This is a genomic window from Novosphingobium fuchskuhlense, from assembly GCF_001519075.1.
Taxonomy (GTDB): domain Bacteria; phylum Pseudomonadota; class Alphaproteobacteria; order Sphingomonadales; family Sphingomonadaceae; genus Novosphingobium; species Novosphingobium fuchskuhlense.
Genome location: NZ_KQ954244.1, coordinates 568,169 through 594,279, shown reverse-complemented (window position 1 = coordinate 594,279; position 26,111 = coordinate 568,169). Strand labels below are relative to the sequence as shown.

Below are 26,111 nucleotides of genomic sequence, written 5' to 3'. Positions count from 1 at the left end.
GCTGCTCAGAAGTTCGTGACGAGAACCCGGAACACCGCGGCGAGCAGGAAAGGCAAGCCGATCGCGACCGCCCACGTCGCCAGCTGGTCACGCCGGAAATCGCCTTGCAGCGTGAGATCGGCAGCTTCGAGATCACTGAGCGCTTCCCAGCGGCGCTCAAAATGGCGGAACATCGGTATCACCCCTGCGACGAGGATGATCAGCGCAATCATCGGCAGCATTGAGCCGCCTTCGCCTTCGAGGGTGCGCAAAGTCACGAAGATTTGGAGGCTGGTATAGACCAAGAGGCTGTAAGCGACGGTGTCGCTCATCCGCTTGCGCCAATCGAGTGCATGACCCTGCATGGCTGCACCTTCGCTTCCCGCCTTTGCGGCAATGCCCTTGCGCATCACATGTGCCCCTGTATCTGCTCACTCTCCACTGGGGAGTAGAACACGCCTGCGGCGATGTTTCAAGCACTGCAATATTACCGCCTGCTGGTAATACCGGTGGTCTGCCGCACGCTACCATGCGGCCAGACATGCATAAATCCTGCCAAAGCCGTGCAGACGGGCTTTGCCCGCGCCGCGGACCGGGCTATGAGCCTAATCGCTTATGGACGAGATGCCCGCCAGTGCGACCAACCTAGCCACCCTCGAGAAGGGCGGGCTGGAAGTGGTTTCGATCGCCAAGAGCTACGACAAGCGCGCCGTGCTCACTGATATCTCGCTTTCGGTCGGCAAGGGCGAAGTGCTCGGCCTGCTGGGGCCCAACGGTGCGGGCAAGACGACCTGCTTTTATTCGATCATGGGGCTGGTGCGGCCGGATTCGGGGCGAATCCTGCTCGATGGGGTCGATATCACGCGCCTTCCCATGTACCGCCGCGCGATCCTCGGCCTTGGCTATCTGCCGCAGGAAACCTCGATCTTCCGGGGCATGACGGTCGAGCAGAACATCCTCACGGTGCTCGAACTGGTCGAACCCGACAAGGCAACCCGCGCAGCCGCTCTCGACCGGCTGCTGGGCGAATTCGGCCTCACCCGCCTGCGAGCATCGCCTGCGATGGCGCTTTCGGGTGGCGAGCGGCGCCGCTGCGAGATCGCGCGGGCGCTGGCGGCAAATCCGTCGATCATCCTGCTCGATGAGCCGTTCGCGGGCATCGATCCGCTCTCGATCAGCGATATCCGGCATCTCGTGATCGATCTCAAAAATCGCGGAATCGGCGTGCTCATCACCGATCACAACGTGCGCGAGACGCTCGATATCGTCGACCGCGCCTGCATCATCTACGGCGGGCAAGTGCTGTTCGCAGGCAGCCCGGAGGCGCTGGTCGCCGATCCCAACGTGCGCCGGCTCTATCTGGGCGAGGGCTTCACTCTGTGATGCTGCAGGGTATGACGCCGCCGCGACCCGGAGGATAGGCAGACATGGCGTTGGGTCCGCGGCTCGACCTCCGCCAGAGCCAGTCACTGGTCATGACACCGCAGCTCCAGCAGGCGATCAAGCTGCTGGCGCTGTCAAACCTCGAGATCGAGGCATTCATCGGTGAGGCGCTGGATGCCAATCCTCTGCTCGAAATGGGCGAGGGCGCGCCCGATGCCGGGCTCGATTCTGCTTTCGAGGGCGAGCCTGAGGCGCTGCGGAGGACGACGCTCGAAACCTCGCCGGTCGATCAGCTGGTCAGCGAGGGCCGCGCGGCGGAAGACCGTCCGCTCGATATCGACGCCAGCGCCCTCGACCGGGACCGCGATACCGGAGACGGCCCGAGAAGCGATTTCACTGACAGTCTCGGTGATTTCGGCGGCAGCGGGGCGGGTGGCGAAGGCCCGGATATCGACGAGCGCGGCGGCGGGGGCGAGACGCTGGCCGAGCACCTCCATGCCCAGATCGGCGCGGTGACCTCCGAACCGGCACTGCTGTTTGCCGCGCGCTGGCTGATCGATCATATCGACGAGGCGGGCTATCTCACTACAACGCTGGAAGACGCGCGCGAGGCTCTCGGCCTCTCGCCGGCGGCGATGGAGCAGGCGCTCGGCCTTGTGCAGTCGCTCGACCCCACTGGGGTCGGCGCGCGCAATCTTTCCGAATGTATTGCGCTGCAGGCGCGCGAGGCGGACCGCTACGATCCGTGCATGGCGCGGCTGATCGACAACCTCGACTTGCTTGCGCGCGGCGAGATCGCGCGGCTCAAGCGCCTTTGTCAGGTCGACGACGAAGACTTTGCCGACATGCTGCGCGAACTGCGCGGCTATGATCCCAAGCCCGGCCTGCGCTTTGGCAGCGGGCCGGCGGAAGCGGTGGTGCCCGATATCCTTGTCGAGGCCGTCGTTGGCGAGGATGGGGCTCCCGGCTGGGATATCGCTCTCAATCCCGCCACCCTGCCGCGCCTTGTCGTCAATCGTCGCTACTATGTGGAGATGCGCCATGCCTGCGTTGCGAAGGATGCCAAGGCCTGGCTGGGCGAGCGGCTGGCCGATGCAAACTGGCTGCTGAAGGCGCTCGACCAGCGGCAGAAGACCATCCTCAAGGTGGCCGCCGAGATCGTGAAGCAGCAGGAGGGTTTCTTCCGGCTAGGCGTCGCCCACCTGAAGCCGCTGACCCTGCGCACGGTGGCGGAGGCGATCACGATGCATGAATCGACTGTCAGCCGGGTCACCTCGAACAAGTACCTCCATTGCGCGCGCGGCACCTTCGAGCTCAAGTACTTCTTCACGTCTGGCGTCGCGTCGGCGGATGGGGACGGCGCGGTTTCGGCGGAAGCGGTCAAGGCGGCGATCCGCCAGTTGATCGATGCCGAGGATCCCAAGGCCGTGCTTTCGGACGATGCCTTGGTGGACCTGCTCAATCAGCGTGGCTTCGACCTTGCGCGGCGGACCGTTGCCAAATACCGCGAGGCGATCGGGCTGGGCAGTTCGGTGCAGCGGCGGCGTCAGAAGGCGCTCGCAGGGGTGCGATGACAAGGGAAATGCACCGGGCAGGCGCTGCTGGCCCGGGCCAATTAGGATCGGAGACAGATGCGATGAAATCCCGACTGATGCTTGCGGCCTTGCTGTGCTGCGCCGCCTCGCCGCTCGCTGCGCGTCCGATCGAATACCGCATGATCTCGGACAAGGCTGACATCGGACACTATATCGCCGATCAGGACGGACGCACGATCACGGTCGACTTTGATATCAAGCAGAACGGGCGCGGGCCGACGATCAAGGAGAAGATCGTACTCGCGGCGGATGGTACGCCGATGACCTGGACGATCACGGGCCGCACCACCTTCGGCAACCCGGTCAACGAGAGCTTCTCGCGCACGGCTGCGGGCGCGAAATGGAAGGATCTGGCAGGGCCCGGCCTGATCAAGGGGGCAGATGCCCCGCGCTACTATGCAACACAGAACGGCTCGGTGAGCGACATCGCGCTCATGGCCAAGGCCCTTCGCTCGGCGCCCTGCATGGCGATGGCTGTGGCGCCGTCCGGCATTGCGAAGCTGACCGAGAAGGGCCGTCACGTGTTCGACGGACCCGATGGCCGTCTGGACGTGACGACTTATGAACTGAGTGGGCTTGCGCTTGATCCCGCCTACATCGCGCTCGATGCCTCCGGCGACCTGTTTGCCGTATCTGCTGCCGATCAGGTGCTGGTCCGCAAGGGCTACGAGGCGACTGCGGTAGAGCCCTTGCGCGTAGAGGCAGAGCGGCTGGGCGCGGAGCGCTTCACCGCGCTGCAGAAGGATTACGCGAAGCACTATGCCGGACCCGTGCGCATCCGCAATGTCCGGCTGTTCGATCCGGCCGCCAAGGCGCTCACCGAGCCGCGCGATGTCGTCGTCTTCGGCAAGCGCATCAGCGAAGTGGTCCCCGCAGGCAGCCCCGCTGTTCCGGGCGAGACCACTATCGACGGCGCCGGCGGTACGCTCGTGCCTGGCATGTTCGAAATGCATGCGCACCTCGCGCAGCAGGACGCGCTGCTCAACGTGCTCGCGGGCATCACGACGGTGCGCGACATGGGCAACCGCGACGACGTCCTCGATCAGCTGAATGCGCGGATCGAGGCGGGCGAACTAGCGGGGCCGCGCATCGTACGCTCCGGTTTCATCGAGGGTGAGAGCCCCTATTCGGCGCGCAACGGCACTGTCGTCGCCACTCAGGATGCGGCGCTGGCCGCGGTGCGCAAGTATGCGGCGCGCGGATTCTGGCAGGTCAAGCTCTACAACTCGATGAAGCCTGAATGGGCCCCGGCCATCACGGCCGAGGCGCACCGCCTGGGCATGCGCGTGGCAGGGCACATTCCGGCGTTCTCCAATGCCGATGCGATGATCGCGGCCGGCTTCGACGAACTCACCCATGTCAACCAGCTGATGCTGGGCTGGGTGCTGAAACCCGGCGAAGATACCCGCACGCTGTTCCGCTTCACCGCGATGCGTCGCTTCCCCTCGATCGAGGTGACGTCGCCGCAAGTGCAGGCGACACTTGATGCGATGGTGGCGCGCCACGTTGCGCACGAACCCACGATCGGCATCCACGAACTGGGCCTGACCGCGCTCGACGGTGAACCCAATCCGGGCGCGCGCGATTATATCGATCACATGCCGCCGGCCGAGCAGCGGCAGCTCAAGCAGGCCTTGTTCGGCACCGACACCCCGCAGCAGCGCGCAGAATATGTCGCCGCCTATGCCAAGGTGCTCGAAACGCTGACCGAGATGAACCGCAAGGGTATCCTCCTGATACCCGGCACCGATCTCGGCGGTGCCTTCACCTATCACCGCGAACTGGAACTCTTTACCAGGCTGGGGCTGACTCCGGCGCAGGTGCTCTCGCGCGCGACGCTGGAAATGGCCGCCTATCTGCATCAGGATCAGCAACTCGGCTCGGTTGAGCGGGGTAAGCTGGCCGACTTCTTCCTCGTGCCCGGCGATCCGGTCCAGAACCTCAAGGCGATCAAGTCCATCGCGATGGTGGTGAAGGACGGCACCTTCTACTATCCGGCGGAGATCTACACCAAGCTGGGGATCAAGCCGTTCGCCGCACCGCCCGCGGTCAAGCAGGCGGACTGACCGCGCCGGCCCGGGCCGTCACCGTTCGCCGGTGGCGCCCGGCCGCTCTGCCAGCATGTGCTGGATCATGTCCTGCAGGCCAGCGTCGTAGCGCGCGAGCACGCTGTGCTCCTCTGCGGTCTGCCAGTGCGTGACGAGTTCGCGGCCGTTCCACCAGTGCAGGGCATAGGCGGGGGGATCGGCGACGATCAGCGGGCGCTGGTCGGGATGGGCCGGATCGATGGGCCGCAAATCGAGCGCGATCTGCGGGGCGGTCGAAGGGCAGGTGGCGACGACAAGGTCTTCCCAATGTGCTGTCACCGCGCGGTGGATGTGGCCGCAGACAAGGCCGATCACGTTGTTCCGCCCGCGCAGGCAGCCTGCAAGACGCGCGACCCATGGCTCGGCGGGATCGGTATTCATCCATGCGATGCCCACCTCGATCGGCGGATGATGCTGGACGATCAGCGTCTTGCGCGCGGGCTGTGCATCGAGCTGCGCGGTGAGCCACGCCGCCCGTTCTTCGCAGAAGGCGCCGCCGTGGCGACCTTCTTCCAGCGTATCGAGCACGAGGATGCGCATCGCCGGGGTTTCGATCGCATATTGCAGGAAGCCGCCATTGAATTCGGCCTTCGGAAAAACGCCGGCGAAATTGGCGCGCTCGTCGTGATTGCCGAGCGCATAGTAGACCGGAAAGGGGAGGCCCGAGAGCGCTTCGTCCAGCCGTTCGTAGCTGGCGCGATCACCCCGGTCGATGAGGTCGCCCGTAGCCAGCAGCATGTCCGGCTGCGGAACCATGCTCGCCAGTTCCGCCACCACCCGGTCGAGCCGCTGGCGGTTGAATTCGCCGGGGCTGTCGGGCTCGAAGCCCAGATGGATATCGGTGATCTGCGCGATCAGCATCCGGCGGTTCCCGAGCCTTCCTGCGTCAGCGCGGTGCCGACGGGTGGCGTGGCCAATCTCGACCGGTGCCCCAGGCTGCGGTGAGCAGCGCAGGGCCCTTGCGCTTGTCGGCCGGTTTCCAGGGCGCGCCATTGTCCATGTGATACTCGTGACACATCGCGCAGCCCGATGCGACCGGTTCCTTCACATGCGCGCTGGCGAGCTTCGCGCCGCCTTCGCCGACGTGGCAGGAACGGCAGCCCCCGGCACCGTCGATCCCGGGAACCAGCACGGCATCCGCATCGTTCGATGTGGTCGCCTTGACGTGGCAGGTCACGCATTCGGACTTCGTGTGATCCTTATGATCGAACCAGCCCTTGTTGTAGTAGCGCCCGTTCTGCGCAGGCTTTTGCACGCTGAAGCCGGCCGTCGTCGCGCTGCCGCTGCGCCCGATCACATGGCAATCATAGCACATGCCGCCCTTGCTGAAGACTTGCGTCACCGCCTCGTCGGCCTGCACGGGGCGGAAGTGCACCGCGCGGGCAAAGTCTGCCGCGGTCGATTGCTGTGCCGCTGCGCCCGGAATGCGCCGCGCGAGGCCCGAAAGGCTGGCAGGGCGCGGGGGCATGCCGCCCCGGAACGCCGCGCGCAGATCGGCAACGACCTGTTCAGGCTGGCCATGGCGCAAGGTGCGGAATGTGCCGCCGATCTCGTCGAAGGTCAGCGAGTGGCACGATTGGCAGGCCTTCTCCATCTCGACCGGTTTGAACCGCGCGCCGCCGCTGTCGGTCTGGTGGCAGTCCTTGCAGCTCAGCGAATCGGCGGCGGCGAACTCGCCCGGACGGCGGCGCACCATCTGCGCGATGCCGTTGGCCTTTGAGAGGTGCTGGGCATGGGTGAACTTGAGCCCCGTGTTCTCCTTCATGCCATCCTGCCAGACGGCGCGCTGGAACAGCGGCTTTCCGTCCCCGCCGATCCCGGCCAGGAGCATCGGCCGGAACTGGGGATGGGCCGTCCCGAAATCGGCGGCATCGGCGATCTTCGTGTCGGTCAAGCGCGTCTTCAATCCATCGTGGCAGGTGGTGCAGAACTGCTGCCGAGTCGCAGGCATAGCACCCGCGCCCTCGTGCTCGGTGTGACAATCGACACACCTGCCGGCGGGTTTGTTGAAGGCATTTGCCACCGCGCGCTGGAAACCTGCGAACCCCGCTGGCTCCCCGCGCGCCTTTAGCAGCCGCGCGCCGTCGGCAATATGCTGGTGCGCATCCTCCTTGTGGCAGGTCATGCAGGCATTGTCGCGCACCGCCACGAAGGGCTGAACATGGCAGGCCTGGCAATCGCCGCCAAGGTTCTTGTGCGCCAGGCTCAGATTGCCCGACGACCAGGCAAGGTCGCCATGGAGGCCCGCCGGCCGCCGCGCCTCCTTGTGCAGCGCGAGCGGCTGGTAGGTTGCCCACGACCAGATCGGCACCGCCAGGAACGCCAGCAGCATCAGCGCGGCAAAGCCCCAGGCCGAAAGGCGTTTGCCCGGCAGCAGCTTCTGCAGCGTGTAGGCGCTGCCGATGTCGATGGCCTCGGCGCTTTCCGACACGGCCTCGACCCGGCGCACGGTGAAGGCCGGGAGACCGCTTTCCGCTTCGCGCGCGAGGGTGATGCGGTGGCCGCCGAAAGCGAGTTCGGCGCCGGTCGCGATGTCGAGTTCGCTCGAGGTGGCCGAGCGGCCGTTGACCGTGAAAGGCTGCTCGCCGATCGATTCAATCAGCAGTGTAGCGGCATCGATCGCGCGGATGCGGGCATGGCGAGGATCGACGGCGAGGTCGGGCAGGTGGATGCCCGAGGACCCGTCACGGCCGATGACGAGGACGTCGCTCTCGACCACCGAGCGGCGGACGATTTGCTCCCCGCTGGATTTGAGCGCGATCTGGCGGACGACAAAGCTCATGATGGCGCTCACCAGTAGAAGAACACGCTGACGATATGCGCCGAGAGCGCGGCGATCAGCGCAAAAGTCATGGGGACGTGGACGTAGAGCCAGGCCTGCAGCCAGCCCTTGATCCTGAGATGGCGCCTCAGCCGCGCCAGCATGGCTTCCTTGCGGGTGAGCTGCGCGTCCACCTTGTCCAGCGGATCATCGGCGATACGCGGCCGGTGGGCGCGCAGGCGCCGCAGTTCCCCCGCTGCCTCGCGCGTCGCATCGCGGGGGTAGCGCCCGGTGAGGCGGTTCATGATCGAGCCGGTGAAAGGGTCCTGTTCGAGGCTGCGGCCCACCAGCATGGCGCATTCCGGGTCGAGCGGCTGCGCCGCATCGTGGAGCTGCCGGTCGAGCGAGCGCAGCGCCTCGACCATCTGCTTCTCGGTGATCGCGCCTTCCGCGTCATAGCGGTTTGCCGAAAGCGCGCGGGGCAGCGTGGCATAGGCGGTCACCCCGAAGATGCCCGAGATGATCACGATCATCATCAGTGCCCAGGCCAGCGTGTGCACGTTCCAGCCGAATGCAAAGCCTGAATGCAGTGTGCCGATCACGATCAGCAGCACGCCGAGCCAGACGTGAGCCGAAGTCCACGCCTTCAGCGACCAGCGCCCCGGCGTGATCGCGCGCTTGCGCATGCCCAGAGCCGTCAGCCACAGGATCAGCAATGCGCCGACTGTGCCGAGGGTATAGCCCAGCCAGCTCGAGCCGAAGTGGTGCGGGGGCAAGGGCACGACCATGTAGAGCAGGATCAGCGCGGCGGCGAGGGCGGCGGAAATCTTGATCCACTTGCCGTTCTTGTGGACGAGAAAGCCCTCATGCGTGCTCTGCCGTTCGCGGGTCGCGCCGGTGCGGCGGCGGGGTGCTGGAGCAGGGGTTGTCGCCATGGCTCAAGCCCCCTCGTTTTCGAGCCGCGCGACGGTCAGGAACTCGTCGGGCGAGACGCGGATGGCAGCGCCCGTCGGGCAGGCCCGCACGCAGCTGGGGCCGCCCTCGATCCCCGCGCACATGTCGCACTTGATTGCCTTTTTGCGGTCCAGCGCCTCGTCGATGGCAGGGTCGCCGGTGTACCTGGTGTTCTTCTTGGACCACTTGCTGGGCGGCTCGCCCGGCCCCGGCCCGCTGCCGAACAGCAGCCATGAGAGCAGCGAGGGCTTCCTGGGCGGCACCTTGTCCATGCGGATCACGCCATAGGGGCAGTTGCGCTGGCAATTGCCGCAGCCGATGCAGGTGTCGTTGATGAAGACCTCGCCATCCGGTCCGCGGTGGATCGCGTTAGGCGGGCAATCGGCCATGCAATGTGGATGTTCGCAGTGGCGGCACGAGGTCGGCACGTGGAGGTGCGCAAAGCTCTTTCCCGCCTCGCGGTCTAGCCGGGAGAGGCCATCATGGCTGTCGGCGCAGGCTTTCTCGCAATTGTCGCAGCCCACGCAAAGCCGCTCGTCGATCAGCAGCACGTCGGTCGCCTCGCCGAGCCCCTGGCTGACAAGGAACTTGGCCTGCTCGGAATAGAGATCGACGACGCCGGAGAAGCCGTCCTTCTTCGATTCGACGAAGGCGTTGGTGGCGCGGCGCGCTTCCATGTCCTTGCGCGCGCGGGCAAGCAGCGCGGGCTTGGCCTCCAGCACACGTGCAAACGCCTCGCCATCAATCTTGATGACTTCGGATTTGATCGCCGCGCGCACGGTCGCTGTACGCTGGCCGCCGTCGATCAGCGCCATCTCGCCGACATAGGAACCGGCCGGGAGGTAAGAAAGGAACACCGGCTTCCCACCGACGACTTTCTCGACAATCATCGAGCCGACGCGGATGACATAGATGTCCTTGTCGTCCGCGCCTTCGGTGATGATCGCCTCTCCCGCACGGACGGGCATGATCTTTGCGGTGTCGACCACTTCGCGCACATCCTCGGGGGTGAGGCCCGATCCGAACATCTGCAGCAATTGCCGCTCGATTCCGATGCGCTCGATCGCGCGGCGTGCGCTCGGCACCTGGCTCTGCAGCTTGAGCGCGGCATTGCGGCTGATCTCAACACAAATGCAGTCACTGCCCGCCACAACGGTGGCACCGCGCCGCCGTCCGGAGATCAGGCCCACTTCGCCGAAGATCGAGCCTCTGGGGATGGTGACCACCTTGCTCGGATCGTTGGCGTCGATCCGCACAGCGACCGAGCCATCGGCAATCGCGAACAGCGAGGAGCCCGGATCGTTCTTCTCGAAGATCGTCTCCCCCGCCTTGTAGAAGCGCGCATCGGAATCGAGCATGAACTCGCGCAGCTGCAGCGTCGTCATGCCATTCAGGATCGCGATATGGGTGCGCAGCAATTCGAGCCATTCCGCCACGCTGCGCCGCCCCGGCAGACCGGCGAACTTGGCTTCCAGCAGCGGCTCGTCTGCGGGCTTCAGCGCGGTGTTGCCGTTGATGAACTCGATGACGTCGTAGCCCTGGTTCATGCAGTGCTTGATCAGCGGATAGCCCGCCAGTGCACCGATCACGAAAATGCCTGGCGCGGTCGATTCGAACTGCGGCGACAGCGTCGGGAACGCGAGCCGGTCGCCTGACGCAAACTCGATCCCGCAGCTTTCGACGAAGCCGCGCGGCGGGGCCGAACCGATGCGCGCGATGATGCGGTCGCAGCGGATGCGTTCCTCGCCGTCGCGGGTATTGAGCGTGATCCAGCCAGGCTCGATCGCCTTGGTCTCGGTCTCGTAGCGGATTGTCAGCTTGCCGGCCGCGTCGTCTTCCACCAGCGCCTTGGCGTTGGGCTCCTTGGCGGTGGCGAAGCTCTCACGCACGTTTGCCGATTTGGGCGAGCGATTGAGCACGGTGACGACGTTGCCCTGTGCCGGATCCTCGGCAAGACCGCGGGCGTTCTCGATCCCAGCGTCGCCGGTGCCCACCACCACGATATGCTCATCGAGCACCGCATAGGGATCGTCGAGCTGGTACGTCACGTGCGGCAGGTCCGCACCCGGGCAGCGCATCAGGTTCGGGTTGCCCTGCGTGCCGATGGCGAGCACGACCGTCTCGGCCATGATGACCTCGCCGCTGGTCAGCGTGATCGCATATGGCGGGGCATGGCGCTGGAGTTCGGTTGAGGTGGTCGATCCGTCGCGCGCGCGGGTGACGATCTTCTGGATCGAACCTTCAATCGCCGGGCCGGTGCCTTTGATAGACTTCACCTCGGCGTTGTACTTGACGTTGACGCCGAGGTCGGCCGTGCGGCGGTTCCAGCGGCCGAGGATGTCTTCCTTCTTGCCTGCGTCGAACTCCTGATCAGATCGAAGGACCAGCTGTGACGGCGTTGCCATCACGTGCTTGCCCTTCTGGTACTTGTAGATCGTGTCGGAGAGGTGGTCGGTCTTCTCGAGCAGCACGTGGGCGAGCTTCAGTTCTGCCGCCCGGCTCGCCGCGCTCATTCCCGCCGGGCCCGATCCGATGACTGCAACCTGATAGATTTCGCTCACCGGTGCATGCCCCCGCGATGCTTGGCGTGAGCCCTTGTCCGCAGGCCCTGCGCCTTGTTTTTCCGATTTGCGACCTCGTTTGATAACGAGTTTAGCTGAACCGCCGTGCTTTGCCAGCCGCAATTTGGCGGGGTCAGCGCTGTGGGTCGTGCCGCTTTGGTGCGCCTGGCGCACGGTCTCCCGCTATCGCGCCGCCGCTTGCAAGGTACCCGGGGCAGAGGATATGCCCCCCCGAGTGGCAGCACCGATCGCGGCGCGCCGGGGAGCATGTGATGACCGAGGCCGAACCTACGCCGAGCACAGACCCTGCACGGCCGTCTCAGGTCCCGCCCTCTGCAGCCGGTTCCAACGGCTCATCCACCTCTGGCCGGGGTGGCCGGGTGGTGCTGGTCCTGGCTGCCGTCGTGGCACTTACCGCCGGCGCCATTGCGGTCTGGCGCGGCCAGCGCGATGCCGAGATCATCGCCCGGCCGCCCGCGCCCACCGAGAGCCAGGCGCCTTCGGTTGACGACGTGATCGCCAAACTGGAAGCCCGGCTCAAGGCAAAGCCCGAGGATGCCGACGGTTGGCGCATGCTTGGCTGGTCCTATTTCCAGACCCAGCGCTATGCCGAAGCGGCGACCGCGCTCAAGGAAGCGACCAAACTCGATCCGAGCCATGCCGAGACGTTTTCGTTCCTTGGCGAATCCCTGGTGCTGGCCAGCAAGACCGAGGGGCGGATTCCGGTCGATGCGCAGGCTGCCTTCAGCAAGGCCCTGAAGCTCGATCCCAAGGACGCGCGCGCGCGCTATTTCCGGGCGGTCGCGATGGATCTGGCGGGCAAGCATCGCAAGGCGATCGACGCCTGGTTCGCGCTCCTCAAGGATACGCCGTCCGACGCACCCTATGCCGAGGATATCCGCACGGTTATCAGGAACGTGGGTGATCGCTACAAGGTCCCCTACGCGGACCGTCTCGCCGCCGCGCAGTTCGCGCCTCCTGCCGGCGGCATGGCGACGAATGGTGCTGCCGTGGCAGCAGGTGCCATTCCCGGCCCCTCCTCGGCCGAGATCAAGGCCGCCACTTCGCTGCCCAAAGGCCAGCAGGAAGCGATGATCCGCGGCATGGTCGACGGGCTGGAGGCCAAGCTCGCGAAGGACCCTGGCAACGCCGATGGCTGGATCATGCTGATGCGCAGCCGCATGCAACTTGGCGAGCCGGGCAAGGCGGCCAAGGCGCTTGAAGGGGGGCTTAAGGCCTTCCGCAACGATCTTTCGGCCACGCGCAAGCTGCGGGAAGCGGCAAGCGCGATCGGTGTTCCGGGTGCTTCAGCGGCGCGATAGGGCCCGTCTCTTAAAAAAGAATTCTCGCGCAGCTACGCTCCCGGGCATCATGGTTATCGCTTGTTAGTGGTTTTAAACACTGATTCGAAGAGAGAATCTGGCGCGATGCAGATGATCGGCAGTCGCACCGGCTATGCACGTTACGGGTGATTGCGCTTACGATAAATTAACCTTTCATGTTCATTGGTCATATGGTTAATGACGGTGAAGGCCCTGATGAGTGGGGCCGGACCGCCACCGGGGAATGGCAACAAGGGGCTAATCCATGCGCGTGCTGCTGATCGAGGACGAGCCGACCACGGCCAAGGCGATTGAGCTTATGCTCACGACCGAAGGCTTCAATGTCTATGGGACCGATCTCGGGGAAGAAGGCCTCGATCTCGGCAAGCTGTATGATTACGACATCATCCTGCTCGACCTCAACCTGCCCGACATGCACGGGTACGACGTGCTGAAGAAGCTGCGCGTCGCCAAGGTGCAGACGCCGGTGCTGATCCTCTCCGGCATTGCCGAGATGGACTCCAAGGTGCGTTCGTTCGGCTTCGGTGCCGACGACTACGTCACCAAGCCGTTCCACCGCGAAGAGCTCATCGCCCGTATCCACGCCGTCGTGCGCCGTTCGAAGGGACATTCGCAATCGGTCATCCGCACCGGTAAACTTTCGGTCAATCTCGATGCCAAGACGGTCGAGGTCGACAGCGCCCGCGTTCATCTGACGGGCAAGGAATACGCGATGCTCGAGCTGCTTTCGCTGCGCAAGGGCACCACGCTGACCAAGGAAATGTTCCTCAACCATCTCTATGGCGGGATGGACGAACCCGAACTCAAGATCATCGACGTGTTCATCTGCAAGCTGCGCAAGAAGCTGGCGCATGCCTGCGACGGCGAGAACTACATCGAAACCGTCTGGGGCCGCGGCTATGTCCTGCGCGATCCGGATGACAAGCTGGACGTCGAAGCGGCCTGATCGGCCGACAATCCCCCCGGTCCTCGGCCTCCGTGCGCAGCGGCCCGTCAGCAATGGCGGGCCGTCTGCGTTGGGGGGCCTCAGCCGATCCTGCGGAACGTATTCGTTTCCAGTTTGGGCATCGCGGTACCGGCCCAGATGATCGTTTCGGTCATGGATTTGCGATCGCGCGAGACCGTATAGACGCGGGTCGAGACAGGCTGGCCGTCCTTGCCGAGCGTCATCACCAGCGTCCCCGGTGCGGGCTGGCGCAGCGAGCCACTGTCGATGAAGGCCAAGTTGCCGGTGACCGCAACCGGTGCGGCATCGAGCGCCGCCGTCGATTCCGCGTGCAGAGCGGCACCATCCGGGTTCACGATCTCGACCTTGGTCGTCCAGCGCTGATCGGGCGCGATGCTGAAAGCAATGGTGACGCTCTTCGGCCGCTCCGCAGGCGGCACGCCGGCGACGTCCAGTGCCCAGCGGCCGACCAGCGGCGAGGCGCGTGCCGTGCCCGTGGCGGTTGGGGCGGCTTGCGGACGCGCCGCATGGAAGGGCACGTCCACCGACATGAGCAGCGAACCTGCGGCGATGAGGGGCATGGCGATCAGCATGGCAATCTTTCCTTTCGATCCTCGCAGCCCGCTCCGTGCGGGCTGGACCGGTCCCTCTGCTGCGGAGGAAGGCATTGCCAGATCAGGATTGTTGTCCCAGATTTTCTGGGCACCCACCTGCCGCGCCAGTTCGCGGCTGCTGCCCACGCCGGTCTTGCGCCGGGCATCGCGCAGCCGCTCGTTGATTGAGGCCTCGGTCCTGCCGAGCTGAGCCGCGATCGATTTGATCGTATGCCCCTCGGCCAGCAGCTGCAGCACTTCGAGTTCGCGCACGGTCAGCGTGTCCGCAAGCGGACCGGCCCCCTGCTCTGCTGCACCGCTCAGACGTTCCATCGCCGACATGGCCACGCAGTGACCACAAGGGCTGACGGGCGTCCATCCCAAATTTCTTGTCCGGCGTGCCTTGAGTGAATACCGGACCTCACCGATGAAAGGACCTATCGCCCTGCCTGTTTCCGGCGGCTGCATGGCTCTCGCTGCCGTGCTGGCCGGCAGTGTGCCGCATGCCGCGCGCGCGGAGGCACCGGAGCAGACCATCCTCGTAACGGCCCCCGGCGCCGGGGTGGACAGCGATGATGCGCTGGGTCTTTCGCGCGAAGACCTTGCTCGCAACGGCCGGCCTGATCTGATTGGCGCGCTGACCCGCCAGCTTCCCGGGGTCACCCTGCAGGATGCGCAGGGCAACCCCTGGCAGCCGGTGCTGGTCTATCGCGGTCAGACCGCCTCCGGTGCGCAGGGGCAATCGCAGGGCCTTGCCGCCTACCTTGACGGCGCCCGATTCAATCTGCCGTTCGGCGATACCGTCTCGCTCGATCTCCTGCCCGATGCGGCACTCCGCTCGGTGGAACTCGTCGATTCGAGCCCGGTCTATGGCCTCAATGCGCTGGGCGGCGCGCTCGTGCTCGAAACCGCGACCGGGCGCAGCGCGCCGGGCGTGGCCGGCAGCGCATCGCTCGGCGCCTACGGTGCGCATGACGCCAGCCTTGCGGCAGGCGGCACGGCGGGCCACTTTAGCGGATTCGTTGCCTTGCAATCGCGCGGCGAGGCAGGTTGGCGCGATTTCAGCAGCTCGCGCCTAGCCAGCGGCTATGCGGACCTTGGCTATGACGGGGCTGCGGCCGGGCTTCACGCCAAGCTCATTCTGGCGAGCACGGGGCTTAGCGGCAATGGCGCCGCGCCAGAGGACCTGCTGGCGGTTCGCCGCGCGGCGGTGTTCACCCATCCCGACCGCACCGAAAATCGGTTCGCGCGCCTGAGCCTTCACCCCTGGGCCGATCTCGCCCCGACCACGCGGTTCCAGGCGGTGTTCTATGCGCTGTGGCAGTCGAGCCGCATGCTCAACGGCGATGCTGCCGATATTGAACGTTGCGAGGACGAACCCGGCCAGCTCTGCCTCGAAGCGGACAGCGAAGGCGAGAAGCGTGCCGAGGCCCTTACCGACCGACTGGGCCGCCCGATCCACGCACTGACGGGCGATCCGATCTACGCCGTGCTCAATCGCGGCGAGCTCCGGTCGCGCGCGTTCGGGCTGCTTGCACAAATCACGGACCGACGCCCGTTGCTGGGCGGCGGCAATGTGCTCACGCTCGGCACCAGCCTGGATTACGGGCGCAGCTCCTTTGTTGCCACGACCGCGCTTGGCACGCTGGATGATACGCGCGGTGTGCAGGCTGCCGGGCCGGTCATCGCGCAAACAGACAAGGCCATCGCCCCAGCCTCGGTCGTCGCGCGCAATCTTTACGCCGGATTTTTCGCGGCGGAAACACTGCCGCTGGGACCGCACCTGCAGCTTGAGGCGGGGATGCGCTACAATTATGCCGCGATCCGGCTCGACGACCGGCTGGGCACCGCGCTCACCGGGCGGCATTTCTTCACCCGGCTCAATCCCGGGCTGGAGCTCGATTGGAATGCCACACCTGGCCTCTCGCTCCGCGCCGGCTACGCCGAGACCAACCGCGCGCCCACCCCGGCCGAACTGTCCTGCGCCGATCCGGAAGCGCCATGCAGCCTTGCCAACTTCTTCGTCGCCGATCCGCCTTTGCGACAGGTCATCGCGCGGACCTGGGAACTGGGGGCGGCGGGACACCTGAGCGCGCACGGCTGGCGGGTTTCGTGGCTCGCGTCGGCCTACCGCGCGGAGAGCCAGGACGAAATCCGCCGCGTCGCTTCGGGCGTGCGGGGCCGGGCCTATTTTCAGAACCTCGGCAATGCGCGGCGGCAGGGGGTGGAGCTTTCGTTGACCGCCGATCGCGGCGGCCTGTCTGTGGGCGCCACCTACGCCTTCACCGATGCGACCAACCGTTCGCTGGTGCGCATCGCCAGCCCGGGCAATCCGGCGGCTGACGGGGATGGGGCGATCACGGTGCACCCCAGCGACCGGTTGCCCGGCGTGCCCCGGCACAGCGCCAACCTCAATATCGACTATGCCGGAAATGCGGGCACGAAGCGGCGGTTCAGCCTTGGCATCACGCTTTCAGCGCGGTCGAGCCAGTTGCTGGCGGGAGACGATACCAACCGCGCGGCACCTCTGCCGGGCTATCTGCTGATCGATCTGCGCGGAGGGATCGAACTGGTGCGCGATTTCGTGCTGTTCGCCGAAGTGCGCAACCTGCTTGGCCATGCATACGCGACCTTCGGCACATTTGGCGAGATCGGGGGTGTGCCGCTGGCCGAGGCGCCGGGTGCTGCGTCGCCGCGCTTTCTGGGCCCGGGCGCGCCGCGCCGCTGGACCATCGGGATCAAGCGCGGGTTCTGACTGCCCGGTTGACCCGGCAGGAGCACGCTGCCACAGGCCCGCACCATGACCGCGCACAAGCCGGGCGATCCGCTCACCATCAACCGTCTCTATGGCCGTGCCAAGGGCAAGCCGCTGCGTGCCGGCCAGCAGGCGCTGATCGATACGCTGCTGCCGCAGATCGCAGTGCCGGAAGAAGGCCCCGTTACGGCCGAGGCGCTGTTCGGGCGGACGTGCGCACTGCACTTCGAGATCGGCTTCGGTGGCGGCGAGCATATGGCGGGCCGCGCGGACATGCTGCCCGATCACGGTTTCATCGGTGCGGAACCGTTCCTCAACGGCGTGGCGCAGGCGCTTGTCCATGTCGACGGCGGGCGGGGTTCGGATGGCAGCGCCACCGGCATGCCGATCCGCAACGTGCGCATCCACCACGGCGATGCGCTGGAGGTTCTTGCCCGCGTGCCGGACGGCGCGCTGTCGTTTGTCTATCTCCTGCATCCCGATCCCTGGCCCAAGGCGCGCCACGCCAAGCGCCGGATGATGAACGACGGGCCGGTCGATCTCATTGCGCGCAAGTTGAAGCCCGGCGGCGAATTCCGCTTCGGCACCGACCATCCGGTCTATCTGCGCCACGCGCTGATGATCATGCGCCGTCATGCCGATCAGTTCGAATGGCTCGCGCACAAGCCGCTCGATTTCCAGAAGCGTCCGGGCGGCTGGCCCGAGACGCGCTACGAAGCCAAGGCCCGCGCGCAGGGGCACGAGGTCTGGTACTTCCGTTATCGCCGCCGCTGAGGGCAACGCCCCCAGGCCTCGGCCACTGCCGGATCATGCTTTGCAATGCCTTGCCGGGGCCGCCCGCCCCGCTGCGCATTAACCAGTTAACCTCTTCCTAACCAAGCGGGCGTAGCGTCTGCCTGACCGCCGGACGGGAACAGGGTCGTCCGGCACGATGAGCGGAGCATGGGCCCATGGCCACGACCGAGACGGCGCAGACCATTTTTTCCGAGATGCGGGAGTTTGCGGGTTTTTCGCCATGCGAGCAGCGTTATATCCGGCGCAGTCTTGATGTCGGCCTTGGTCGCCATGACGCCTTTCGCCGCTGGGCGCGGGGCCCACACGAAGCTGCCTCGATCCGCACCCAGTACGTGATCTATCAGGACATGAAGCTGCTGCGCGGCCTGCTGAAGAATGAATCCGACTGCGTCGATCGCGCCGGTCTCGACGATCTCGAGACAGTGATGGGTCCGCTGCTGCGGGTTACCACGTTCGATCTGGCGCAAGGGCGCCTCGAAAGTTTCTCGGCCTACCGCTTTCTTTATGAGCGCCTGCTCGGCGCCGAAGTGCGCCCGTGGCTGCCCGGTGCGTTCTGCGGTGCGGCGGCGCTGCCGCACATCCGCCCGGAACGGCGCAAGGAACTGCTGCAGTCGATCAGCGAAGCCGCTGCTACCGCGCCGGGCTGGTCGATGCGCGCGCCGCGGTTCTTCCCGGAATACGTTGAGCTTGAAGACGCGGCCTGAGGGACCGCGCGCCGTTCGGCGCCCTGTCCCATGGCTCGTCCTGTTCCCTACTTCGCGCGGTCCGGCTTGGCCCGCCACGTTCCCTTGCGGTGCGGCTTCTTCGGCGCTTCCGGCCGCCCGGTCTGACGATAGGGCTTGGGCGCGTGGTTCGGCTTGCCTTCGCGGCGATGCCGGCGTGCGTCATCACGCGCGGCACCATCCATCGGCATGATCTCGAACTCGTCGGCTTCCTCGGCGGTGCGGCGCACGGCATCCATGAAGCGCGCCGCAATCGCGGTGGGCACTTCGAACAGCGTTTCCTGCGCCGTGATGCGGATCGCGCCGATCTCGCTGCGGCTGACATGGCCCCGGCGGCACAGCAGCGGCAGGATCCAGCGCGGATCGGCGTTCTGATTGCGCCCGAAGTTGAGCCGCATCCAGGTGCTCTGCTCAAACCCGGCGCGTGGCTCGCGCTGCGCGGGCGGGCCGGCATCGTTACCGCTCAGCAGATCTTCGGGTTCGGGCAGTCGGGCGCGGTGGACCTGCACGAGCGCAGCAGCAATGTCCTCGGGGCTGCGTTCGGCCAGCAGCCGGGCGGCGAGCGCGCGGTCTTCCTCGCTTGCTTCGACAGGCGCGAGGAGTGCCGCCATCATCCGGTCATTGTCGGCGGCGCGGATATCGGCCGCGGACGGTGCCGGCACCCACTGCGCCGGGATGCGCGCGCCGCGTAGCATGGCCTCGACGCGCTTGCGGCGCGGATAGGGCACAATCAGCACGGCTGTGCCTTTCTTGCCCGCGCGCCCGGTGCGGCCCGAACGGTGCTGCAGCGTTTCGGCATCGCGCGGAATCTCAACGTGGACGACAAGGCTTAAGGAAGGCAGGTCGATTCCGCGCGCGGCGACGTCGGTGGCAACGCACACCCGCGCACGGCGATCGCGCAGGGCCTGCAGCGCATGGTTGCGCTCGCTCTGGCTGTGTTCGCCTGACAGGGCGACAACCGCAAACCCGCGCTCGGTCAGGCTGGCGTGGAGGCGGCGCACATTGTCGCGCGTGGCGCAGAACAGCATCGCTGTCTCCGCCTCGTGGAAGCGCAGAAGGTTGACGACGGCGTGCTCGATATCGGCGGGCGCGACAGCCATCGCCTGATAGTCGATATCGCCGTGGCCGCGCTCTTCGGAAACGGTCGAGATACGCAGAGCGTTGTTCTGGTAACGGCGGGCCAGCGCGACGATCGGCGCAGGCATCGTTGCCGAGAACAGCATCGTGCGGCGCTCGTCCGGCGTTGCGTCGAGAATGGCCTCAAGGTCTTCGCGAAAGCCCATGTCGAGCATTTCGTCGGCCTCGTCGAGCACGGCGACGCGCAGTGCGGAGAGCTGGAGCGCGCCGCGTTCGAGGTGATCACGCAGGCGCCCGGGGGTGCCGACAACGATATGCGTGCCGTAGCCGAGCGCACGGCGTTCGCGCGAGGCATCCATGCCGCCGACGCAGGTGGCGATGCGCGCGCCGGTCTGTTCGTAGAGCCATTCCAGCTCGCGGCTGACCTGCAGCGCGAGTTCGCGGGTGGGGGCGATGACCAGCGCGAGCGGCGCACCGGCGGGGCCCATGCGGTCTTCACCGGCAAGGAGTTCGGCGGCCATGGCAAGGCCGAAGGCGACCGTCTTGCCCGAGCCTGTCTGGGCCGAGACCACGAGATCGCGGCCATGTGCTTCCGCTTCGAGGACGGCGGCCTGGACCGGAGTGGGCGCGGCATAGCCGCGAGCTGCCACGGCGGAGCCGAGGGCGGGGGGGAGCTGGGAAAAGGGCATAGGGCTTTCGGGGGAAGAACGGCTGGCCGGGCACGCGGTGGCGGGCGGAACGCGCCGCCTCCACGCCGGGAGAAGCGGGTCCCATAGAGCAATTCGAGCGGTTTGGCTTGTGTTGTTTGCAGGGGCCTCGCGATTTCCCGCCTCTTGTCAGGTGGCGCGCAGGCGGACAAGCTGGGCGCAGAAGACAAAAACAGGAGAGGACAAACATGCGCCCCATGATGCGAGGTCGGGTCAGCCGGCTGGTTCTGGCGGCCGTTGCGGTATGGACTGCGCCCGCTCTGGCGCAGAGCGCACCGGCGGCGGATCCGGCGCTGGCGCCCAAGCCGGCGAGCGCGGCAACCGCCGCGGCGCAGCAGGCCGTGGCGGCGGCGCTGCCGCAGGAAGACGGACGTGACGCCGGGTTTGCCGCGCGCGGATTTGTCGCCAGCGCATCCGATCCGCTGATCCGCGATGCTGCCGGAAAGGTCGTGTGGAACCTTGGGGCCTATGACTGGGTCGACGGTGCTACTCCGGCGAGCGTCAACCCTTCGCTATGGCGCGAAGTGGGGCTGCTGAAAAAGCATGGTCTGTTCCGGGTGGCGGATGGCGTTTGGCAGGTGCGCGGCTTCGACGTGTCGAACATGACCGTGATCCGCGGCATGACCGGCTGGGTGCTGGTTGATCCGCTGACGACGAGCGAAACGGCGGCGGCGGCGCTGGCGCTGGTCAACGCCCAGCTGGGGACAAGGCCCGTCTCCGCGGTGATCTACAGCCACAGCCATGCCGACCACTTCGGCGGCGTGCGCGGAGTGGTCGCCGAGGCGGAGGTGACGGCGGGCAGGGTGCCGGTCATCGCGCCGGCGCATTTCGTGGAAGAGGCGGGGAGCGAGAACATCCTCGCCGGCTCCGCAATGGGGCGGCGGGCGCAGTACCAGTTTGGCGGGGGCCTGGCGCCGGGGGCGCAGGGGCAGATGGGCAGCGGTATCGGTCTCGGCGTGTCCTCCGGCACGATCACACTGATCGCGCCGACCGATACCGTCAGCAAGACCGGCGAGACGCGGGTCGTCGATGGCGTGCCACTGGAGTTCCAGATCGTATCGGGCAGCGAGGCACCGAGCGAGCTCAACGTCTATCTGCCGGGGCCCAAGGTCCTGCTCTCAGCGGAGATGAGCACCTGCTCGCTCCACAACATCCTCACCCCGCGCGGAGCGAAGGTGCGGGATGCGCGCGCCTGGGCGGGCTATCTCGACGAGGCGCTGCAGCTTTACGGCGGGCGCAGCGAGGCGGTGATTTCCAGCCACTGCTGGCCGCGCTTCGGGCAGGCCGAAGTGAGCCGGATGCTGGCGAGCCAGCGCGACAACTACCGCGTGCTCCACGATCAGACGCTGCGGCTGATGAACCGGGGCGAGACCCCGGCGGAGATCGCCGAAGCACTGGTGCAACCCGCCGCGCTGGCGGCTGACTGGTTCAACCACGGTTATTACGGGACCTACAGCCACAACGCCAAAGCGGTCTACCAGTTCTACCTCGGCTGGTACGATGCGGTGCCGGCAAACCTCAACCCGTGGCCGCCGGTGGAGCGCGCAAAGCGACTGGTCGGGGCGATTGGCGGGCCGGCCAAAGTGATCGCGCAGGGGCGCGCCGCGATGAAGGCGGGGGATTATCGCTGGGCGTCCGAGCTGCTCAGCGCGGCGGTCTTTGCCGATCCGGCGAACAAGGCGGCGCGCGCCGCACTGGCGGACAGCTATGAGCAGCAGGGCTATCAGGCGGAAAGTGCGATCTGGCGCAACCAGTTCCTCGCCGCGGCGAGCGAGCTCAGGCATGGACGGGTCGGCTCCGCCACATCGAGCCAGAGCCAGGACATGATCGCGGCCGTGCCCACCCAGCTGCTGCTGGATGCCGTGGCGACGCGGATCGATCCGGCAAAGCTGGCGGGGCGGCAGACGGCGATCAACCTCGTGATGCCCGAGCGCGGCGAGACGGCGGGCATCGAACTCACCGGCACCGCGATGCTGGCGCGGATGAATGCGGCACCGGGCGCCACCGCGACGCTCACCGCGCCGCGCCGCCTCCTGCTGGGCCTGCTGTTTCTGAAAATGCCGCTGGCGAAGCTGGAAATGGCCGGGCTCAAGGTCGATGGCGACCGTGCGGCGGTGGAAGCGTGGCTCGACGCGCTCGATCCGATGCCGGGGGCGTTCAACATCGCAGAGCCCTGAGGGCGCGGGCGCGCATAGCAATTCCGCTTGGAAACGGCGCTGGCTGTGTCATGCAATCGATTGTTGAAGATGGGTAAGAGGTGAGGGACATATGAAGTCCGATACGTCCTGGTGGCAATCCGCGACGGGATACCAGATCTATCCGGCCAGCTTCGCTGATAGCAACGGCGATGGCATCGGGGATATTCCGGGCATCATTGGCAAGCTGGATTACCTCGCCGACCTCGGCATCGGATTCATCTGGCTTTCGCCGGTCTATGCCTCGCCGATGGTCGACAACGGGTATGACATCGCCGACTACCGTGCGATCAATCCCGTCTTCGGCACTATGGCCGATATGGACCGCCTGATTGCCGAGGCACGGGCGCGCAGGATCGGGATCGTGATGGATCTGGTCGTCAACCACACCTCCGACCAGCATCCGTGGTTCCGCGCTGCCCGTGCTGATCGCCGGTCTCCTTATCGCGACTACTACATCTGGCGTGACGCACCGCCCGCCAAGGGCTCTCCGGCCGATATCGAGGCCTCGTTCGGCGGATCGGCGTGGAGCCGCGATGCGCAGAGTGGTGACTGGTACTTCCACCTCTTCGCACCGGAGCAGCCTGACCTCAACTGGGCAAACCCCGCGCTGCGCGCCGAAGTCCATGCCATGATGAACTGGTGGCTGGACAAGGGCGTCGCGGGCTTTCGCATGGATGTGATCGACCTGATCGGCAAGCAGCCCGAGGCGGGGATCGTCGCCGATGGTCCCATGCTTCATCACTACTTGCGTGAAATGCACGAGGCGACGCACGCCGGGCGCGATGTGGTGACAGTGGGTGAAGCGTGGAGCGCGACGCCGGACAACGCGCCGCTCTACAGCGCGCCAGAGCGGCGTGAAGTGTCCATGGTGTTCCAGTTTGGCCACGTCACCCGGTTTTGGGACCAGAAGCTCGGCAAGTGGAAACCCAAGGCCATCGACTGGCCCGCATTGAAAGCAACGTTCGCCACCTGGCAGAACGCGCTGCACGGCAAGGGCTGGAATTCGCTGTTTTGGGGCAACCACGACCTGCCCCGTGCTGTATCCCGTTATGGTGATGAGGGCGAACACCGTGTTGCATCGGCCAAGGCGCTCGCCTCCGCGCTGCATCTGATGGAGGGCACGCCCTATGTCTATCAGGGCGAGGAAATCGGCATGACCAATGCCGGCTTTGCCAGCATCGACCAGTACCGCGATGTCGAGACGCTCAACTTCCATCGCATCCAGCTGGCCGAAGGCATCGTTGAAGCGGATTTCCTGGCCGGCGCGCGCGCCAACAGCCGTGACAATGCGCGCACGCCGATGCAGTGGTCTGCAGCGCCGCAAGCCGGGTTTAGCGCAGGCACACCCTGGATCGCCGTCAACGCGAACTTCCCCCGCCTCAACGCCGAAAGCGACCGCGCCGATCCGGATGGCGTGTTCCAGCACTATCGCCGGCTGATCGCGCTGCGGCGCGACCACGCCATCATCCGCCACGGCGATTTCCGGCTCCTGCAACCGGACCATGCCAGCCTGTTTGTCTACGAGCGGAGACTGGACGGCGAGTGCCTGCTCGTCGTCGTCAACATGGCGGCGCAGGAAATGGCTATACCCGTAGACGCCATGCCAGCAGTCGAGGGCCGTGATCTGCTGACAGGGCGGCCGGTTTCGACCCGGCCGGGCAACACGCTTGCGCCGTTTGCCGCGTTTGCGGTGTTGCAGGGCCACTGAAGACGGCTACCTCGCCGCGCCTCGCAGCGGACCTCACCCCTTGTAAAGCGCGTCGATCCGGGTGCCGTAGCGTTCCTTGATCTTGTGGCGGCGGATCTTCATCGAGGGGGTCATTTCCTCGTTGTCGATAGTGAAAGGCTCGTCCGCCAGAGCGATCTGGCGCACCTTTTCGATCACCGAGAGGTCCTTGTTGACCCGGTCGACCGCAGCGCGGACCGCGGTGCGGAAGGCGGGGAGATCGGACAGCGCCGCCATGTCGAACTTCTCGCCCTGCGCGCGGGACCATTCCATCGCCCATTCGGCATCGGGGACAATCAGGCCGACGATGTAGGGCCGCTTGTCGCCCGAGACCATCGCCTGCGCGATCTCGGACTGGAGCGTGAGCATGCCCTCGATCCGCTGGGGGGAGACATTGTCGCCCTTGTCGTTGACGATCATGTCCTTCTTGCGGTCAGTGATCTTGATCCGGCCCTTCTCGTCGATGTAGCCGATGTCGCCGGTGTGGAGCCAGCCCGCCTGCGGCCCGTCCCGCGGGATGGCGCGCCGCGTTTCGGCATCATTCTGCCAGTAGCCGTGCATGACGAGTTCGCCGCGGACGAGTATCTCGCCGTCGTCGGCAATCTTGACCTCGACCCCGCGCAGCGGCGGGCCGACAGTGTCCATCGCAAGGCCGACACTTGGGCGGTTGCAGCTGATCACCGGGCCGCTTTCGGTCTGGCCGTAGCCCTGCAGCATGGTGAGACCCATGGCATCGAAGAACAGGCCGACATCGGGATTGAGCGGCGCGCCGCCCGAAACGAGGGCCTTCAATCGTCCGCCGAAGCGCTGACGAATCTTGGGCCGCAGGGTGCGCTCGATGAAGAAATCCATCGGTGCGTCGATGATGCGGCGGATATTGCTGGCGCTGCCATCCGCCTTGCGCGCGCCGATCGCGAGAGCGCGGGCCATCAGATAGTTCGGCAGTTTGCCCTGCTTTTCGACCTGCTTCATGATCCGCGCACGCAGCACCTCGAACAGGCGGGGCACGACGACCATGAGGGTCGGCCGGGTCTCTTCGATATTGCTGGCGAGCTTCTCGAGCCCTTCGGCGTAGTAGATCTGCGCGCCCATGCCGATGGGTAGGTACTGACCGCCGGTGTGTTCGTAGGCGTGGCTGAGCGGCAGGAACGAGAGGAAGACCTCGGTTTCCTTGCCAGCCGCGTCCCAGCCGAAATCCTCGGCAAGGATATGCGCGGCGCCGTCGACGTTGCACAGGATCGCGCCGTGGTGCTGGCACACGCCGCGGGGGGCGCCGCCGGTGCCGCTGGTGTAGATGATGCAGGCCGTCTCGCCCCGCCCGATGGCGGCAATGCGCGCGGCAACCGAAAGGCGGGCGGAGGCGGCATCGCCGCTGGTGAGCGCGGACCAGTCATGAAAGGCCAGCCGGTCGGACTGGATGCGGCGCAAAGGCTCGATCCCGATCACGTGCCCCACCCCGCGCGCGCTGAGGCAGGCGGCAAGCAGCGGCTGGGCCAGCTTCGCATTGGCGACGATGACCGCGCGCGCGCCGGAGTTTTCAAGGACGTGGAGGTGGTCGCGCTCGGTGTTGGTGACGTAGGCCGGCACGGTGACCAGACCCGCCGCCATGATGGCCAGATCGGCGATGCACCATTCGGGGCGGTTTTCCGAGACGAGCACCACGCGGTCGCCGGGATCAAGGCCGAGGCTGCGCAGGGATTCGGCAAGCAGACAGACCTGAGCAGCCGCTTCGCGCCAGCTCAGCGAAGTCCAGGCCCCGCCACGCTTGGCCCAGAGGAACGGACGATCCCCGAAGAACTCGGCCCGGTTGAGGAACATGGCGACGAGGTTCGGATAGGACGCGAAATCGGAAAGCTGCACGGTGCGATGATCCCCTGACCCAACGATGTTCTGTTTGGCCGGGAAACTAGGAGTGCCGTAGCGGAAGGG

General features: G+C 66.2%; 18 protein-coding genes. 10 read left to right on the top strand and 8 right to left on the bottom strand.

Annotated elements, in window-relative coordinates; genetic code table 11:
• Positions 1–5: 5 nt before the first annotated feature.
• A complete protein-coding gene (locus AQZ52_RS02615; protein ID WP_240481416.1) occupies positions 6–389 on the bottom strand; it encodes a hypothetical protein in 384 nt (127 codons plus the stop codon).
• A gap of 205 nt (positions 390–594) precedes the next feature.
• Here AQZ52_RS02615 and lptB point away from each other — a divergent pair, with 205 nt between their 5' ends.
• The 3 genes from lptB to AQZ52_RS02600 all read left to right on the top strand — a co-directional run bounded on the left by lptB (position 595) and on the right by AQZ52_RS02600 (position 5,023).
• On the top strand, positions 595–1,362 hold the full coding sequence (gene lptB, locus AQZ52_RS02610; protein WP_067906373.1) for an LPS export ABC transporter ATP-binding protein: 768 nt from the start codon (positions 595–597) through the stop codon (positions 1,360–1,362).
• 44 nt (positions 1,363–1,406) lie between these two features.
• On the top strand, positions 1,407–2,936 hold the full coding sequence (rpoN, locus tag AQZ52_RS02605; RefSeq protein ID WP_067906372.1) for an RNA polymerase factor sigma-54: 1,530 nt from the start codon (positions 1,407–1,409) through the stop codon (positions 2,934–2,936).
• A 62-nt stretch (positions 2,937–2,998) separates the two neighbouring features.
• Positions 2,999–5,023 (top strand): amidohydrolase family protein, encoded by a 2,025-nt coding sequence (locus tag AQZ52_RS02600; protein ID WP_067906371.1) that lies wholly within the window; start codon positions 2,999–3,001, stop codon positions 5,021–5,023.
• An 18-nt stretch (positions 5,024–5,041) separates the two neighbouring features.
• Here the strand turns inward: AQZ52_RS02600 and AQZ52_RS02595 are convergent, their stop codons facing one another.
• Genes AQZ52_RS02595 through AQZ52_RS02580 form a run of 4 tightly spaced genes read right to left on the bottom strand, consistent with a single transcriptional unit; the run spans position 5,042 to position 11,272 of the window.
• The gene (locus tag AQZ52_RS02595; protein WP_067906370.1) at positions 5,042–5,905 is read right to left on the bottom strand and encodes a phosphodiesterase; all 864 of its coding nucleotides are present in this window, start codon (positions 5,903–5,905) and stop codon (positions 5,042–5,044) included.
• Positions 5,906–5,930: 25 nt separating this feature from the next.
• Entirely contained in the window at positions 5,931–7,826 is a 1,896-nt protein-coding gene (locus AQZ52_RS02590; RefSeq protein ID WP_067909273.1) for a cytochrome c3 family protein, read from the bottom strand.
• Positions 7,827–7,834: 8 nt separating this feature from the next.
• Positions 7,835–8,740, bottom strand: a complete 906-nt coding sequence (locus tag AQZ52_RS02585; protein ID WP_067906369.1) for a hypothetical protein — start codon at positions 8,738–8,740, stop codon at positions 7,835–7,837.
• A 3-nt stretch (positions 8,741–8,743) separates the two neighbouring features.
• Positions 8,744–11,272, bottom strand: a complete 2,529-nt coding sequence (locus AQZ52_RS02580) for a cyclic nucleotide-binding domain-containing protein (protein WP_067909270.1) — start codon at positions 11,270–11,272, stop codon at positions 8,744–8,746.
• 320 nt (positions 11,273–11,592) lie between these two features.
• Between AQZ52_RS02580 and AQZ52_RS02575 the strand changes: the two genes are divergently transcribed.
• Together AQZ52_RS02575 and ctrA are read left to right on the top strand one after the other, a co-directional pair.
• On the top strand, positions 11,593–12,642 hold the full coding sequence (locus AQZ52_RS02575) for a tetratricopeptide repeat protein (protein WP_067906368.1): 1,050 nt from the start codon (positions 11,593–11,595) through the stop codon (positions 12,640–12,642).
• Between the two features lie 265 nt (positions 12,643–12,907).
• On the top strand, positions 12,908–13,609 hold the full coding sequence (ctrA, locus tag AQZ52_RS02570) for a response regulator transcription factor CtrA (RefSeq protein WP_067906367.1): 702 nt from the start codon (positions 12,908–12,910) through the stop codon (positions 13,607–13,609).
• Between the two features lie 80 nt (positions 13,610–13,689).
• Here ctrA and AQZ52_RS02565 read toward each other — a convergent pair whose 3' ends face one another.
• Entirely contained in the window at positions 13,690–14,535 is an 846-nt protein-coding gene (locus AQZ52_RS02565; protein ID WP_082697676.1) for a helix-turn-helix domain-containing protein, read from the bottom strand.
• Between the two features lie 94 nt (positions 14,536–14,629).
• Between AQZ52_RS02565 and AQZ52_RS02560 the strand changes: the two genes are divergently transcribed.
• The 3 genes from AQZ52_RS02560 (at position 14,630) to AQZ52_RS02550 (ending at position 18,456) form a co-directional block, all read left to right on the top strand.
• A complete protein-coding gene (locus AQZ52_RS02560; protein WP_067906366.1) occupies positions 14,630–16,957 on the top strand; it encodes a TonB-dependent receptor in 2,328 nt (775 codons plus the stop codon).
• 45 nt (positions 16,958–17,002) lie between these two features.
• On the top strand, positions 17,003–17,731 hold the full coding sequence (gene trmB, locus AQZ52_RS02555) for a tRNA (guanine(46)-N(7))-methyltransferase TrmB (RefSeq protein ID WP_067906365.1): 729 nt from the start codon (positions 17,003–17,005) through the stop codon (positions 17,729–17,731).
• A gap of 176 nt (positions 17,732–17,907) precedes the next feature.
• Entirely contained in the window at positions 17,908–18,456 is a 549-nt protein-coding gene (locus AQZ52_RS02550; RefSeq protein WP_067906364.1) for a hypothetical protein, read from the top strand.
• Positions 18,457–18,503: 47 nt separating this feature from the next.
• Here the strand turns inward: AQZ52_RS02550 and AQZ52_RS02545 are convergent, their stop codons facing one another.
• On the bottom strand, positions 18,504–20,240 hold the full coding sequence (locus tag AQZ52_RS02545) for a DEAD/DEAH box helicase (protein ID WP_067906363.1): 1,737 nt from the start codon (positions 20,238–20,240) through the stop codon (positions 18,504–18,506).
• Positions 20,241–20,446: 206 nt separating this feature from the next.
• Here AQZ52_RS02545 and AQZ52_RS02540 point away from each other — a divergent pair, with 206 nt between their 5' ends.
• The gene (locus tag AQZ52_RS02540) at positions 20,447–22,435 is read left to right on the top strand and encodes an alkyl/aryl-sulfatase (protein WP_067906362.1); all 1,989 of its coding nucleotides are present in this window, start codon (positions 20,447–20,449) and stop codon (positions 22,433–22,435) included.
• Between the two features lie 91 nt (positions 22,436–22,526).
• Positions 22,527–24,164, top strand: a complete 1,638-nt coding sequence (locus AQZ52_RS02535; protein WP_067906361.1) for a glycoside hydrolase family 13 protein — start codon at positions 22,527–22,529, stop codon at positions 24,162–24,164.
• 33 nt (positions 24,165–24,197) lie between these two features.
• Here the strand turns inward: AQZ52_RS02535 and AQZ52_RS02530 are convergent, their stop codons facing one another.
• A complete protein-coding gene (locus AQZ52_RS02530) occupies positions 24,198–26,042 on the bottom strand; it encodes an AMP-dependent synthetase/ligase (protein WP_067906360.1) in 1,845 nt (614 codons plus the stop codon).
• Between the last annotated feature and the right edge of the window lie 69 nt (positions 26,043–26,111).